Source organism: Ruegeria sp. AL3, assembly GCF_056536065.1.
Genome location: NZ_JBQFJG010000001.1, coordinates 1,376,128 through 1,390,144, shown reverse-complemented (window position 1 = coordinate 1,390,144; position 14,017 = coordinate 1,376,128). Strand labels below are relative to the sequence as shown.

16 protein-coding genes are annotated in these 14,017 nt (G+C 60.3%); 8 read left to right on the top strand and 8 right to left on the bottom strand.

From position 1 onward, the window contains the following. Positions 1–7: 7 nt before the first annotated feature. Entirely contained in the window at positions 8–706 is a 699-nt protein-coding gene (locus ACR3E6_RS06985; protein ID WP_480486451.1) for a glutathione S-transferase family protein, read from the top strand. Next, complete coding sequence (locus ACR3E6_RS06980) at positions 703–1,089, top strand: DUF1801 domain-containing protein (RefSeq protein WP_210093846.1); 387 nt, start codon at positions 703–705, stop codon at positions 1,087–1,089. Before ACR3E6_RS06985 ends, ACR3E6_RS06980 begins: the two co-directional genes overlap by 4 nt. On the opposite strand, the gene rnr is transcribed toward ACR3E6_RS06980, so the two are convergent. Genes rnr through dapE form a run of 3 tightly spaced genes read right to left on the bottom strand, consistent with a single transcriptional unit; the run spans position 1,080 to position 5,104 of the window. Beyond that, a complete protein-coding gene (gene rnr / locus ACR3E6_RS06975) occupies positions 1,080–3,338 on the bottom strand; it encodes a ribonuclease R (protein WP_480486449.1) in 2,259 nt (752 codons plus the stop codon). The two genes, ACR3E6_RS06980 and rnr, sit on opposite strands and share 10 nt — an antisense overlap. Positions 3,339–3,385: 47 nt before the next feature. After that, positions 3,386–3,961: a TIGR04282 family arsenosugar biosynthesis glycosyltransferase gene (locus tag ACR3E6_RS06970; protein ID WP_171637845.1), complete on the bottom strand. Its 576-nt coding sequence runs from the start codon at positions 3,959–3,961 to the stop codon at positions 3,386–3,388. Between the two features lie 3 nt (positions 3,962–3,964). After that, complete coding sequence (gene dapE / locus ACR3E6_RS06965; RefSeq protein ID WP_171637848.1) at positions 3,965–5,104, bottom strand: succinyl-diaminopimelate desuccinylase; 1,140 nt, start codon at positions 5,102–5,104, stop codon at positions 3,965–3,967. Between the two features lie 210 nt (positions 5,105–5,314). Here dapE and ACR3E6_RS06960 point away from each other — a divergent pair, with 210 nt between their 5' ends. Next, positions 5,315–6,373 (top strand): transporter substrate-binding domain-containing protein, encoded by a 1,059-nt coding sequence (locus ACR3E6_RS06960; RefSeq protein ID WP_480486446.1) that lies wholly within the window; start codon positions 5,315–5,317, stop codon positions 6,371–6,373. Here ACR3E6_RS06960 and ACR3E6_RS06955 read toward each other — a convergent pair. Further along, positions 6,370–6,714 (bottom strand): hypothetical protein, encoded by a 345-nt coding sequence (locus tag ACR3E6_RS06955; protein WP_171637852.1) that lies wholly within the window; start codon positions 6,712–6,714, stop codon positions 6,370–6,372. The genes ACR3E6_RS06960 and ACR3E6_RS06955 overlap by 4 nt on opposite strands. A gap of 339 nt (positions 6,715–7,053) precedes the next feature. Here ACR3E6_RS06955 and ACR3E6_RS06950 point away from each other — a divergent pair, with 339 nt between their 5' ends. After that, positions 7,054–7,551 carry a hypothetical protein gene (locus tag ACR3E6_RS06950; RefSeq protein WP_480486444.1) on the top strand — a complete coding sequence of 166 codons (498 nt, stop codon included), beginning with the start codon at positions 7,054–7,056 and terminating at the stop codon, positions 7,549–7,551. 139 nt (positions 7,552–7,690) lie between these two features. On the opposite strand, the gene dapD is transcribed toward ACR3E6_RS06950, so the two are convergent. The 3 genes from dapD to ACR3E6_RS06935 form a co-directional block, all read right to left on the bottom strand. Next, positions 7,691–8,518 (bottom strand): 2,3,4,5-tetrahydropyridine-2,6-dicarboxylate N-succinyltransferase, encoded by an 828-nt coding sequence (gene dapD, locus ACR3E6_RS06945; protein ID WP_171119955.1) that lies wholly within the window; start codon positions 8,516–8,518, stop codon positions 7,691–7,693. Positions 8,519–8,626: 108 nt separating this feature from the next. Further along, positions 8,627–9,226: a GntR family transcriptional regulator gene (locus ACR3E6_RS06940; protein WP_171119956.1), complete on the bottom strand. Its 600-nt coding sequence runs from the start codon at positions 9,224–9,226 to the stop codon at positions 8,627–8,629. A gap of 44 nt (positions 9,227–9,270) precedes the next feature. Continuing rightward, a complete protein-coding gene (locus ACR3E6_RS06935) occupies positions 9,271–10,182 on the bottom strand; it encodes a threonine/serine dehydratase (RefSeq protein ID WP_480486442.1) in 912 nt (303 codons plus the stop codon). Positions 10,183–10,261: 79 nt separating this feature from the next. Here ACR3E6_RS06935 and ACR3E6_RS06930 point away from each other — a divergent pair, with 79 nt between their 5' ends. Continuing rightward, complete coding sequence (locus ACR3E6_RS06930; RefSeq protein WP_171638604.1) at positions 10,262–11,104, top strand: LOG family protein; 843 nt, start codon at positions 10,262–10,264, stop codon at positions 11,102–11,104. 3 nt (positions 11,105–11,107) lie between these two features. Continuing rightward, positions 11,108–12,205, top strand: a complete 1,098-nt coding sequence (locus ACR3E6_RS06925; RefSeq protein ID WP_480486440.1) for a cystathionine gamma-lyase — start codon at positions 11,108–11,110, stop codon at positions 12,203–12,205. Here the strand turns inward: ACR3E6_RS06925 and ACR3E6_RS06920 are convergent, their stop codons facing one another. Beyond that, entirely contained in the window at positions 12,206–12,589 is a 384-nt protein-coding gene (locus ACR3E6_RS06920) for a hypothetical protein (protein ID WP_171638607.1), read from the bottom strand. Positions 12,590–12,749: 160 nt separating this feature from the next. On the opposite strand from ACR3E6_RS06920, the gene ACR3E6_RS06915 reads away from it, so the two are divergent. After that, positions 12,750–13,670, top strand: coding sequence for a DnaJ C-terminal domain-containing protein (locus tag ACR3E6_RS06915; protein ID WP_171638609.1), 921 nt, complete (start codon positions 12,750–12,752; stop codon positions 13,668–13,670). Next, entirely contained in the window at positions 13,667–14,005 is a 339-nt protein-coding gene (locus ACR3E6_RS06910) for a hypothetical protein (protein ID WP_480486438.1), read from the top strand. The genes ACR3E6_RS06915 and ACR3E6_RS06910 overlap by 4 nt, the downstream gene beginning before the upstream one ends. The last annotated feature ends 12 nt before the right edge of the window (positions 14,006–14,017 follow it).

Here is a 14,017-nt window from a genome sequence, read left to right as displayed (position 1 = left end):
CCACGCGATGCTGACCCTTCTCACCTATCCTTCCGCCTTCGGACTGTTCAGCGCCAGTCCGTTCTGCGTCAAGACAGCCTTGATGCTTCAGCACTCCGGTCAGGTCTGGCAGCGTTCGGACATGCTTGACCCGCGCAGGATGCCGCATCAAAAACTGCCAGTGCTGCGCACGCCAGAGCGGTTGATACCGGACAGCGATCTGATCCGCGATTGGCTGGAACGGAAGGGGGCGGAGTTCGATCAGGTGCTTTCGGATGTGGAAAAAGCGCAATCCCGCGCGCTGGTACGAATGGCCGAAGAGCATCTGTATTTCCACATCGTTCTGGACCGCTGGGGAAATGACGAGGTCTGGCCAATCCTTCGCGAAACCTTTTTTACCGGAATTCCGACCCTGATCCGAAAGCCGGCGTCCAATGCGATCCGAAAATCCGTTCTGAAAGGAATCAGGTCACAAGGGATCGGCCGGTTCTCGTTGCCCGAGCGCCTGGACCGGGTCGAACGCGATCTCGAGGCGATCTCGGCCCATCTGTGGCAATCCCGGTTCCTGCTGGCGGATCAACCGACATCAGCAGATATGAGCGTCGGCCCAATGCTCGCCGCCATGCGCGCAACGCCTGCCGATACCCCACTGACCCGAAGGATCAAACAAGATAATCTGTTGAACAGTTACGTAGACCGGATGGAACAGGCGATACCGATTGCATGAAACCTTTTGATGACCCCACAGTCGCCTCGGCCTTTGAAGCCATGCCCCCGCAAGCACGCGCGGGGGCCCTGGCGCTTCGCGATCTGATACTGAATACAGCAGAGTCTCTGCCCACCGCCACTCCATTGCGAGAAGAGCTGCGCTGGGGCCAGCCCGCCTATCTTGCCCCCAAAGGGTCAACGATCCGGCTGGGGGCTCACAAATCCGCGGATTTCGCACTGTTCGTGCACTGCCAAAGCCGATTGATCGGTGATTTCACCACGGCCTTTCCGGGCGAGGACCGAATTGACGGGAACCGGGCCATTCTGTTCGATGACCCGAGCCAGATCGATGAAACCCGCCATGGCTGGCTGATTGCCCGGGCGCTGACCTATCACCTTTGACGGCGCTTGCGTTCGACCTTGCGCTTGATCTTGTCCTTCTTGCGCTTGGTGCTGGCTGCCTTGCGTCGCGTCGACCGCTTGGCGGGCCCGCGCCCGCGCGGCAGGGCCTGATCGTCGATGGACAGCAGTTCCAGCTCCAACCCGCCGGTCACAGGTGTCGCCTCGGTCAGCCTCACCGTGACCCGCTGGCCGATGGCGATGATCAGCCCGGAATCCGAGCCCATCAGCGTTCCGGCCTCTCGATCAAAATGGAAGAATTCGCGCCCCAAAGACCGCACCGGCACCAGGCCATCCGCGCCCGTTTCGTCCATTTTCACGAAGGCCCCGAACCGGGCAATGCCACTGATCCGCCCGGTGAATTCGTTGCCCACACGTTCGCTGAGATAGGCCGCCAGATAGCGGTCGGTCGTATCGCGCTCGGCCATCATCGAGCGGCGTTCGGTATCCGAAATATGCGTGGCCGTTTCTTCGAGCCGGGCAATTTCGTCCTCGGTCAGCCCGTCCTTGCCCCAGCCATGGGCCGAGATAAGCGCCCGGTGCACGATCAGGTCTGCATAGCGCCGGATGGGCGAGGTGAAATGCGCGTAATTACGCAGCGCCAACCCGAAATGGCCGAAGTTTTCCGGGCTGTAATAGGCCTGCGCCATCGACCGCAAGGTGCTGAGATTGATCAGCTCGGCATCCTCGGTGCCGGCGGCGGCATTCAGCAGCGCGTTCAGGTGACGGGTCTGGAGCACCTGCCCCTTGGCCAGATTCAGCCCGGCGGCCTGCGCCGTCTCGCGCAGGCTTTCCAGTTTTTCGGGCGCGGGTTCTTCGTGCACCCGGAACAGCAGCGGGCTGCGCTTGGCGATCAGCGTCTCGGCGGCGGCCACGTTGGCCAGGATCATGAATTCCTCGATCAGCCGGTGCGCGTCCAGCCGGTCACGGAAGGCTACGCTTTCGACCTCGCCCTTGTCGTTCAGAACGATCTTGCGCTCCGGCAGGTCCAGCTCCAGCGGCTGGCGATCTGCACGGGCCTTTTTCAGCGCGGCATATGCAGCATAAAGCGGTTTCAGAACGCTCTCCAGCAACGGCCCAGTGCGGTCGTTCGGATGACCGTCGATGGCCTCTTGCACCTCGGCATAGTTCAACGAGGCTGCCGAGCGCATCAGACCGCGCACGAACCGGTGACCGATCTTGTTGCCATCCGCGTCGATCTGCATCCGCACCGCGATACAGGCGCGCGGCACGCCTTCGTGCAGCGAACACAGATCACCCGACAGACGGTCGGGCAGCATCGGCACGACGCGGTCGGGGAAATAGCTGGAATTGCCGCGCTTGCGCGCCTCGCGGTCCAGCGCGGTGCCGGGCCGCACATAGGCGGCGACATCAGCAATGGCGACCCAGATCACATGACCGCCCGGGTTTTTCGGGTCGTCATCAGCATGGGCATAACAGGCGTCGTCATGATCGCGCGCGTCCGAGGGATCGATCGTCAGTAAAGGTATATCCCGCAGATCCTCGCGGCCTTTCAGGCCGACAGGTTTGGCCTTGTCGGCCTCGGCAATCACCTTGTCGGGGAAATCATCCGGGATGCCGTGCTGATGGATCGCGATCAACGAAACGGCCTTGGGCGCAGTAGGGTCGCCCAGCCGTTCAACGATACGCGCGCGTGGCAGCCCCATGCGGTTTTTCGGCCCGGCTTGCTCGGCCTCGACCAGTTCGCCATCCCTGGCGCCCAGCGCAGCGCCTTCGGCCACCAGCCATTCGGTCGATCCGGCCTTGTCGATCGGCACGATCCGCCCGCCTTCGGCCCCTTTGCGGAAGATACCCACGATTTTCCGAGGGTTCGTTCCGATACGGCGGATCAGGCGGGCTTCGTAATTGTGATCTTCCTCATGCACCACGGTCAGACGAGCCAGAATGCGATCACCTTCGCCCAGCGCCGGGTCGCTGGCGCGAGCAATGATCAGAACGATGGGCTCGACCCCCTCGCCATGCCATTCCAGCGGCCGCGCGAACAGGTCGCCATCGGCATTCGGCGCCTTTACCTGCAACACGCTGACCGGCGGCAGGCGATCCGGGTCGCGGTAACTGCGCTTGCGCTTCTCAAGATGGCCTTCGGCCTCAAGCTCTTTGAGGATACGTTTCAGATCAATCCGATCCGCGCCCTTGATGCCAAAGGCTTTGGCGATATCGCGTTTTGAGGTCAGGGTGGGGTTCGCCGAGATCCAGTCCAGGACCTCCTGCTTGGTAGGGATGCGAGTCATACGTCCGGCCTAGCACGCGTTTGCGACCGCGTCATGACCAAAAAGCCTCAGGGGTCAAGATCGGCAACCGTATCCACATCGCGCAGTTGATCAAGCAATGACACCCGACCGCCAGAAATCGAGGCCAGCGTGTCAGCCAATGCGTGTTCTGTCGACCAGCGCACGTTTTGGAACAGACTTGCCGGCAAGGCTGCATATCGTTGCGCGCCGACCAGCCAATAGCCACCATCCGGGGCTGGCCCAAACACCATTTGAGAACACCCCAATGCGTTGAAAGCACGGGCAATATGGCGGCGCGAAATGCCCGGAATGTCCGCACCGATCAGGCAAACCGGGCCCTTGGGCATCCCGCGCAGCATCCGCCCCATACGATCCCCCAGGTCCCCACGCCCCTGCGCGGCGCGCGGCAGGTCAGCGGGCCATACCCGGCTGTTCAGACCCTGCTGATCGGGTGAGACGGCCAAAACGATTCGCCAACGGGGATCACGCAGCCGCCGGATCAGGGACCGGGTCTGGTGCCGAAACCACCACGCCGCCGCGACCATGCCGATTTCTCGTCCAAGCCGCGTTTTGACGCGGCCCGGTTGAGGTTCCTTCACCATGATCACCAATGTGCGCTGCATGGATCAGGCGAAATAATCGGTCAGGATGCGGCTATAAATCGATTTGAGTTGCTGGATCTGGGCCACCTCGACGCACTCGTCAACCTGATGCATCGTGCGACCGACCAGACCGAACTCTACAACCGGGCAATGGTTCTTGATGAAACGCGCATCCGACGTACCACCGGTCGTCGAAAGCTCGGGCGTTGCGCCTGTTTCCGCCTCTACCGCCTTGGCCACCAGATCCGACAAGGGCCCCGGCGGGGTCAGAAAGCTTTCGCCTGAAATCTTGATTGCGACATCTATTTCAACGCCGAACCGAGCGGCCACCTGATCTGCTTCCGACTTCAGCCAGTCGCTCAGGCTGGCCCCGGAATGCAGATCATTGAATCGAATATTCACCGTTCCCTTGCACTGCGCCGGGATTACGTTAGTGGCCGCATTCCCGGTGTCGATTGTCACCACTGCCAATGTCGAAGCATCGAAGTGGTCCGTGCCCTGATCCAGTTCGTGCCCCGCCAGCCGATCCATCAGCCGCGCCATGGCTGGCAACGGGTTTTTGGCACGATGCGGATAGGCCGAATGCCCCTGAACACCGGTGATCGTAAACCATGCGGTCATCGAGCCCCGACGGCCGATCTTCATCATTTCACCCATCTTGTTCGGGCAAGTGGGCTCACCCACCACACAGACAGACATATGTTCATCGGCGCCGTCCATGTAATCCAGCAAGGCGGTCGTGCCATCCAGCGCGTCGCCTTCCTCGTCGCCGGTAATCGTCAGGATGATGGCTCCGTCAGGCGGGGTGTCGCGCACGAAATCGATTGCCGCCGCCGCAAACGCCGCAACGCCGGATTTCATATCCGTTGCCCCACGCCCATACATCACACCATCGCGTATTTCGGCCCCGAAAGGCGGCATCGTCCATGCGGCTTCGTCGCCGACCGGCACAACATCAGTATGGCCGTTGAACCCGAAACTGCGCGGATGGCCTTTCTGGCCCCATCGTGCGAACAGGTTGCTGACGCCACCACGGTCGACACGCGTGCATTCAAACCCCGCATCCGCCAGCTTCGATCCCAGCAGAACGAGCGCGCCGCCCTCGGCTGGTGTGACCGATGGGCAACGGATCAGATCGGCTGTCAATTGGACGGGGTCGGTCATGCAATGGCCTCTGGAACGGTGTCTTTCGCGGGTTCGCGCACAGATTCAACGAATTGGCCGGTTTTCCAACCCCAATTCGCAAAAATATCATTTCACCCGACTGAGCAGATATCAAAGCGATACCCTGACAAATCATGGCGGTTTACCCGGCGACCATCTTGCCGCCAGCCGCGCAATCGCGTTACAGGGCCGCGAAACAGGTGAATGAAAATGAAGCGCGCATTCTACGCACTGATCTGCCTGACTTTCGCCGTCCTAGCGCAGCAGAGCATGGCACAGTCCCTCACGGTCACGACGGTGACCCGCCCCCCGTTTTCCTATGTCGAAGACGGTGCGGAAACCGGCTTTTCGATGGATCTGCTCGCCGCGCTGGCAGAAGCGCTGAACTGGGACTATTCCATCAATCGGGTGGATTCATTCTCGGATATGCTGGAGGCGGTTCAGAATGGGTCCGCCGATCTTGCAGTCGCCAATATCTCGATCACTGCGCTGCGGGAAACGCAAATGGACTTCAGCCAGCCAATCTTTGAGGCGGGCCTACAGATCATGGTGCCATCGGAAGCCGCGCGCCAGCCTTCGCTGCTGCATGCGCTGCTCTCAAAAGAGTTGTTTATCGCCATCGGCCTGGCCTTCGCCATTCTGTTGGGCGGCGGCATGTTGATGTGGAGCTTTGAGCGCAGTGCTCAACCCTATTTCGATCGCAAGCTGAACGAGGCATGGTTTCCCTCGTTCTGGTGGGCGCTGAACCTTGTCGTGAACGGCGGGTTCGAAGAGAGGATGCCGCGCACGCCTTTCGGCCGACTTCTGGGTGTCATTCTGGTTGTTTCGTCACTGTTCATCGTGTCCGTTTTCACGGCCCGCATCACCTCGGTCATGACGGTGGATGCGATCACGGGCAGCGTGAATTCGGTGAATGACCTGTATGGCAAAAATGTCGGGACAATCTCGGACTCGACCGCGGCAAGTTTTCTGAACCGGCGTGATATTGAATTCACCGGCTATCCCGGGCTGGAGCAGATGCTGGATGCGTTCCAGTCCAAACAACTGGATGCTGTCGTATTCGACGCGCCGATCCTGTCTTACTATGCGGCCCATGAAGGCCGGCGAACGGCGTCGATGACAGGCGGCGTCTTCCTGCGCGAGAACTATGGCATCGCTTTCCCGACCGGGTCGCCTCTGGTCGAGGATGTCAACCAGGCCCTGCTTTCGTTGCGTGAAGACGGTACTTATGACGAAATCTATCGCAAGTGGTTCGGTATGCGGAACTAGGCCGGCGCCTCGTCCCCGAAGAACGGTGTCATCTGCGCGACGATCACGGCGTTTTCATCCAGGGCACGCTGCATCAGGGCACGTTCGTCAGGTTCGATGTCATGTCCCTGTGCCTCACGCTCGGCCAGGGTCCCGTAGCCGGTGACATCCAAAGGCGCGGTGTCGGCCTGCTTCAGAATAGCCACCGTCTCGCGCACGGCCTCGGCTTCGTCCACGCCGCTGGCGTAGCAGATCAGTGCCGCCCCCGTCGCACCGTCCGGCAGCCCGTCGCCGTCCTTGCGGCCGATCTGGACCAGAAGGGTATAGACTTGCTGACGAGAGGGCTTCTTTTGCTTTTCCATGGGCCCTGCATTACGCGCGGTGTTTTGGAGGGTCAACTGCTTCCATCGATCCAGGCTTTGAGCGTGGAATCTTCCGCAGCCCCCTGCCCGGCCCACAAGCCTAGAGGATTTGAAGGAATGCGACTCAGCAAAGCCCCTTCCCCATTTTCGCCCAAAAATTGAGCCGCGCTTCAACTCCATTCCTTAAGTTGAATCGGGCACATTTTTGCCACATTTTGACCTCAATTTTAGCCATTTCCTGCTGAGTTCGAAGCGTTTCCTGCCTTTCACAACGGTGAAGAGAAGCCAACCCTAGGATGGTGCCACTGCGTAAGTCATTTTTTTTACAGGAGAATTAAAATGAGTGTTCTGTCCAAGTTAATGATGACAACTGCAAGTGTGATTGTGCTTTCCGGAGTACTTGCTGTCGCCGTGCTGTCTTTTGTGACGCCAAGTGCAGCTTACGCCCAAGACGGCGGTGGCGATAGCGAAGACGGCGGCGATAACGAAAGCGGCGGCGATAACGAAAGCGGCGGCGACAACGAAGGCGGCGACAACGAAGGCGGCGGCGATAACGAAAGCGGCGGCGACAACGAAGGCGGCGACGATAACGAAAGCGGCGGCGACAACGAAGGCGGCGACGATAACGAAGGCGGCGGCGACAACGAAGGTGGCGACGATAACGAAGGCGGCGACGATAACGAAGGCGGCGACGATAACGAAGGCGGCGACGATAACGAAGGCGGCGACGATAACGAAAGCGGCGGCGACAACGAAGGCGGCGATAACGAAAGCGAAGGCACGGAAACCAACGCAGGAAACTCAGAAGTTGACGCTATGCAGGGTGAAAATCGCTGACCCACACAGAGCGTTCGTCTGAGCCAGGACACAATCTCAGGACAGGCTCTGACCAAGGTGCGGTCGCATAAGTCAAACACCCAAAAAAACGGAAAGGCCGGAGCGGGTCAGCTCCGGCCTTTCTGTACAACCGGGGCGATCAGTCCCGCAGCAATTCGTTGATGCCGGTTTTCGACCGGGTCTTTTCATCCACCCGCTTCACGATCACCGCGCAATACAGGCTGATGTTGTTCTTTGACGGCATCGAACCCGCGACGACCACGGAATAGGGCGGGACTTCGCCATATGTCACTTCGCCGGTTTCCCGATCCACGATCTTGGTGGATTTGCCGATGAACACGCCCATCCCCAGAACCGAGCCTTCGCGGACGATGCAACCTTCGACCACCTCGGAGCGCGCGCCGATAAAGCAGTTGTCCTCGATGATGGTCGGGCCGGCCTGCATCGGCTCCAGCACGCCACCGATACCTACGCCGCCCGACAGGTGGACATTTTTGCCGATCTGCGCGCATGAGCCGACGGTCGCCCAGGTGTCGACCATGGTGCCTTCATCCACATAGGCGCCAAGGTTGACAAAGGATGGCATCAGCACCACGCCCGGCGCGATATAGGCCGATTTGCGGACAACGCAGTTGGGAACCGCGCGGAACCCGGCCGAGCGCCATTGATCTTCACCCCAACCAGCGAACTTGCTGTCCACCTTGTCCCACCAGCCGCCGTCCTGCGGACCGCCTGTCTGAATTTCCATGTCCTTGATGCGAAAGCCCAGCAGAACCGCCTTTTTGGCCCACTGGTTCACGTGCCAGTCGCCGTTTTCCAGCTTTTCGGCAACACGCAGCGACCCGCTGTCCAGCGCGTTCAGCGTGTCTTCGATCGCTTCGCGTTGTTCACCTGCCGTGGCAGGTGTGATCGTGTCGCGCGCCTCCCAGGCGGCTTCGATGGCGGCTTCCAGTTGCGCGTTGGACATGGGGCGTCTCCCTACAGAATCTGTTCATGTTGGTTTGGCCTATACGCAAGCCGGGCCCATGGCGCAATGCGACGAACACGGGCCGTTTTGCGTCTGAAAGGCCCGCAATCAGCTGGCGCGGCGTATATGTCGGGTCAGAATACCTTTTGCCGTGCTCAGGTCCTTCCGCCTGAGTGCCTGAACAAGTGCGGCGTGATCCTTGTCAGTTTGCTGCACCCATTTCGACCGCCAGTGCGCAAACAAGTGGCGTGCGCTTGCGATATGCAGATCGTCGATGGTGTGCAACAGACGGGGCAGCCCGCAAGGTGTCAGGATGGCGCGATGGAATGCTCTGTTCAACGCCTCCCATTGGGGCATCGTCTGCGCCTCGTCACAGGCGATGCGTGCGCGATCGATCTTGTCCAACGCGACCGGAGACATGTTCTGCACCGATTGCTGCAACGCCAGTGTTTCCAGCGCCACGCGCATTTCGATGACCTCTCGCACCTCTGCCGGGTCCAGCGCCGTGACCCGCATGCCCCGGCGCGGCTCGTGCCGGGCCAGTCCATGCGCCTCAAGCCGCAACAGGGCTTCCCGCACCGGAACATGGCTGGTGTCGAAGGTGCGGGCAATATGATCCTGCCGCAGCTTTTCCCCGGCGCTCAGCTCTCCGGTTATGATTTGCTGGCTGAGGTTCTGGTAAATCGTGTCCGAGATCGTAGCGGTCATAAATTATAGATAAAATCTACGACAGCTATCCTCAACCAGATAATTCACCCCGCAAGCGGGTCCGGCGCGACATTCGCACCACACACCAGAACGGCCACGCGCTCGCCCGGTTCGGGCCGATACACGCCCGAGGTCAAGGCTGCCAACGCCGTGGCGCCCGCCGGCTCCACCAGAATACGATGCGCCTGCCACAACGTCTTCTGAGCCGCCGCGATGGCATCATCCGACACCAGGACCGACGTCATCCCCTGTGCCAGGTCGAAACAGATCTGCCCAATCCGGCGCGCGCCAAGCGCATTTGCCGCGATGCCGGATACGGAAACATCCACCGGCTCACCGGCCTGCAACGCCGCATTCAATGCACAAGAGGTCTGGGGTTCGACCGCCACGACCTTGCGCGCTCCGTCAAACCAGGCCAACGCCCCGGCGATCAGCCCACCCCCACCCACGGCGACCAACACCGTATCTGCCTGTAGGCCCTGCGCATCCCATTCCGCAAAGCAGGTCCCCTGCCCCGCCACGGTAGCCGGCGCATCATAGGCGTGAATCTGCATCGCGCCGGTCTCCGCTTCATGCGCCTGCGCCTGTGTCAGCGCATTGGCGTATTCGCCGGGCACAACGCTCAGATCCGCGCCGGTTTGCCGGATCAATGCAATCTTGGATGGCCCCGCCAGTTCGGGCACGAAAATCTTGGCCGGATAACCAAGCGCCTGCGCCGCAAAGGCCGCCGCTGCACCATGATTGCCACCGGATGCAGCCACGACACCTGCATCGGGCACGTCGAGGCTCAGCAACGTATTGAACGCACCGCGCGCCTTGAAACTGCCCGTGTGCTGCATGTGCTCCAGCTTCAGCTCAATGGGATGGCCCGGAACTCGGCTCTCGATCACCGGCGTCACCTGCGTATGCCCGGCGATACGATCCCGCGCCGCTGATATTTCGCTCTTCCAATTCATTCTTGTCTTTCCGTGACTGGCACTCTGCCCGCGAACCCTATAGCTGTTTGGAAAACACGCAAGCAGGGATCGATCACCCATGAGAGAAGACCGCCACAATCCGTTTCGCGATGCGCAGACAGATCGTTCGACCGCGAGCGAAGTGCCGGACACGCCGCAAACGCGATCGTCCGCCTATCGCCTTGCCTTTGCCGATGACGAATTCCTGTGCCGCGACGAGCTGCGCCCGGTTCGTCTGCAACTGGAACTGCTGAAACCCGAGATGATCATGAGTGAGCGCGAGATCACCTCGACCATCGTGATGTTCGGCGGCGCGCGCATCCCTGAACCATCGCAGAAACACACCGCACGAACGGAAACGCTGGCTGGTCTGTCGGCCTATTACGACGAGGCGCGCGAGTTCGCGCGGCTGATGACCGTGAAATCGAACGAGACCGGCTGCCGTGAAAACGTGATCGTCACGGGCGGCGGCCCCGGTGTGATGGAGGCAGGCAACCGTGGGGCACAGGACGCGGGCGGATGCTCGATCGGGTTGAATATCGTTCTGCCGCACGAGCAGGCCCCGAACCTTTATGTGACGCCGGATCTCAGCTTCAACTTCCACTATTTCGCCATCCGCAAGATGCATTTCCTGATGCGCGCCCGCGCCATCACGATTTTCCCCGGTGGTTTCGGCACATTGGACGAGCTGTTCGAATCCCTGACCCTGATTCAGACCGGCCGGATGGACCGCGTGCCCTTCCTGCTGTTTGGTCGCGAATTCTGGGAAAAGGTCATCAACTGGAAAGCGCTGGCCGATGCCGGAACCATCTCGGACGAGGATCTTGACCTGTTTCGCTTTGTGGACACGGCGCAGGAAGCGGTCGAGATCATTGAAAACTGGGAGCCCGCCCCGCCCCGCGACGAAATTCCGGGGCGCTGAACCATGGCGCCCAAGACCGGAGAGATGCTGCATCTGCGCGGAAATGCCCTGAGCAAGGGCGAACCCGTAGCGCTGCCACTGACCCAAAGCAGCATGTACCACCTGCCGGGCACCCCGGACGGGCAGGCGAGTTACGGCCGGGTGGACAACCCGACCTGGGTGCATCTGGAGCATGTTCTGTCGCATTTGGAAGACGCGCCCTGCCTCAGCTTTCCCTCGGGCATGGCAGCGATTTCCTCAGCACTGTTTGCCACCGTAAAGGCCGGATCACGCCTGCTGATCCCCTCCGACGGCTATTACGTGACGCGCCTATTGGCCGATCGTTTCCTGTCGCGGCTGGGCGTGATCGTTGAGGAACGCCCCACCACCGCCTTTGCCGACGGCGGTTTTGACGGGTTCGATGTGGTCTTTGCCGAAAGCCCCTCGAATCCGGGGTTGGACATGATCGATCTGACCGAGGTGGCGGATCGGGTGCGCGCTGCCGGGGGCATAACCATTGCCGACAATACGACGATGACTCCGCTGGGTCAGCGTCCTCTCGATCTGGGCATCGATGTGGTCGTCTCGTCCGATACCAAGGCGATGGGCGGGCATTCCGACATGCTGATGGGCCATGTGGCCAGCCGCAACGGCGACATCATGGAACGGGTCGAGGAATGGCGGAAAGTCTCCGGCTCGATTCCGGGGCCACATGAAGCATGGCTTCTTCATCGCGGACTTGAAACGCTGGACGTTCGGTTCGACCGGATGTGCAGCTCGGCCGAAGTATTGGCCGAACGCCTGACGGCACATCCCGCAGTGAAACAGGTGCGCTATCCCGGGCTGGCCAACGACCCGTCGCATAAACTGGCGCAAGAACAGACCACACGTTTCGGATTTCTGCTGTCCCTGACGCTGAACAGCGAAGACCGGGCCGAAGCCTTCATCAACAATTGCCCGCTTCTGCGCCCAGCCACGTCATTCGGAGGCGTCCACAGCTCGGCCGAGCGGCGCGCGCGCTGGGGCGACGACGTTGATCCGGCCTTCATCCGCCTGTCCGTCGGATGCGAACCCGTGGAAGAATTGTGGCAAGCTATCGAAGCCAGCCTGAACGTCGTGTGATTACTTTTTGGGCTCACGCAGTTCTTTGAACACGTAGATCGGCAGCACAACGCTGGCGATCAACGCCCCCAGCCAGACCAGCAATGTTGCCGCCAGCAGGTTCGAAACCCCGCCAACGGTCAGCCCGGCTGCAATCAGGTCGGTCACGAAAAGGCCCACGAAGGTTACGATCAGGGCGATCCCACCTTTCAGGGCGGGCGCTTTCTTTTCGCCCAGTTTCAGGATCAGGGGTTCAGCCACGACCTGTACGACGGTGAAGACAATCACCACCACGATGAACGAGATCGGCTTGATCGCAAATCCCGACAATATCAGCGCGGCAAGCAACAACCCAATGGCATTCCCGGCCATCAGGGCCAGGGCGGATTTTATTCTGCGTGACATGCGGCGGTCTCCGTCATTCGACAAGTATAAATATGCATATACTATCAGGTCTTCGGGATTTTACGAGACAATTCAATCGCCTCTTCCGTTTCAACCATTGAAATCAAATGGTAGAACACCTTCATCGTGATCAGACCCGCCCCTGACCTGTGAGAGTGAGATGAGCGACGACCCCTACACCGTTCTTGGTGTCTCGAAGGACGCCAGTGCAGCCGAGATCAAAAAAGCCTACCGGCGTATCGCCAAGGATTGCCATCCGGATCTGAAACCCGGCGATGCCACGGCCGAGGCCAAATTCAAGGCCGCCGCCGCTGCTTATGATCTGTTGAAAGATCCTGAAACACGTGCGCGTTTCGACAACGGGGAAATAGACGCCTCGGGTCAGGAACGCCCGCAACAGCAGTATTACCGGGACTATGCCGAGGCTGCTGGAAACCCCTATCGCGGGCGTCAGGCGGATCCCGACGACATGTCAGACATCTTTGCCGAGTTCATGCGTGGTCGCGGCGGTTTTGGTGGCCAGCGCGGCCACCAGTTTCACGCACCGGGTCACAATCTGAACTATTCACTGCAAATCAGCTTTCTGGATGCCGTGTTCGGCGCCAGTCAGAAATTGACCTTGCCGGATGGAGACCGGATCGAGGTCAAAATCCCGGCCGGGATCACCGACGGCCAGACCATCCGGTTGCGCGGAAAAGGCGCGCCGGGATATGGCGAAGGCCCTCCGGGTGACGCACTGGTGACGGTTTCGGTCGCCAAGCACCCGGTTTTTGAACGTCAGGGCGACGACATCCATATCACGCTGCCGATCACAATCGACGAGGCCATTCTGGGCGGAAAAGTCCCGGCCCCTACCATAGACGGCGGTGTGAATGTCAACGTCCCGGCAGGCACCAGCAGCGGCAAAACGCTTCGGTTGCGCGGAAAAGGCGTGAAAAAGCGCGGCTCGTCCGCCCGTGGTGATCAGCTGATTGAGCTGACCATTGCGACACCGGACAAGATCGATGATGAACTGAAGCAGTTCATGGAAACCTGGCGTCAAAAGCACCGCTATGATCCGCGGAAAGGAATGCAGCTATGATCCTGACCGAAAAGGAACTGATCGAAACGGTCACCCGCCTGACCTCGGACCGCCTGACCGAATACCTGGCGGCGGAAATCGTGATTCCGGAACAGTCGGATCAAGGGCTGGTTTATCAAAATATCGACGTCGCCCGTCTGGAACTGGCCTGTGAGTTGCACGAACAGTACGACATGGAGGCGGATGCGCTGTCGATGATGATCTCACTGATCGACCAGCTGCATGGGCTGCGGGCCGAACTGCGCGAAGTTCTGAACGCGATCGAGGCGCAACCCGAACCTGTGCGGCAGCAACTGGTCAAGGTCATCGGTACATCGCGATTCCGTCGCAGATAACGGGGTTTTGGA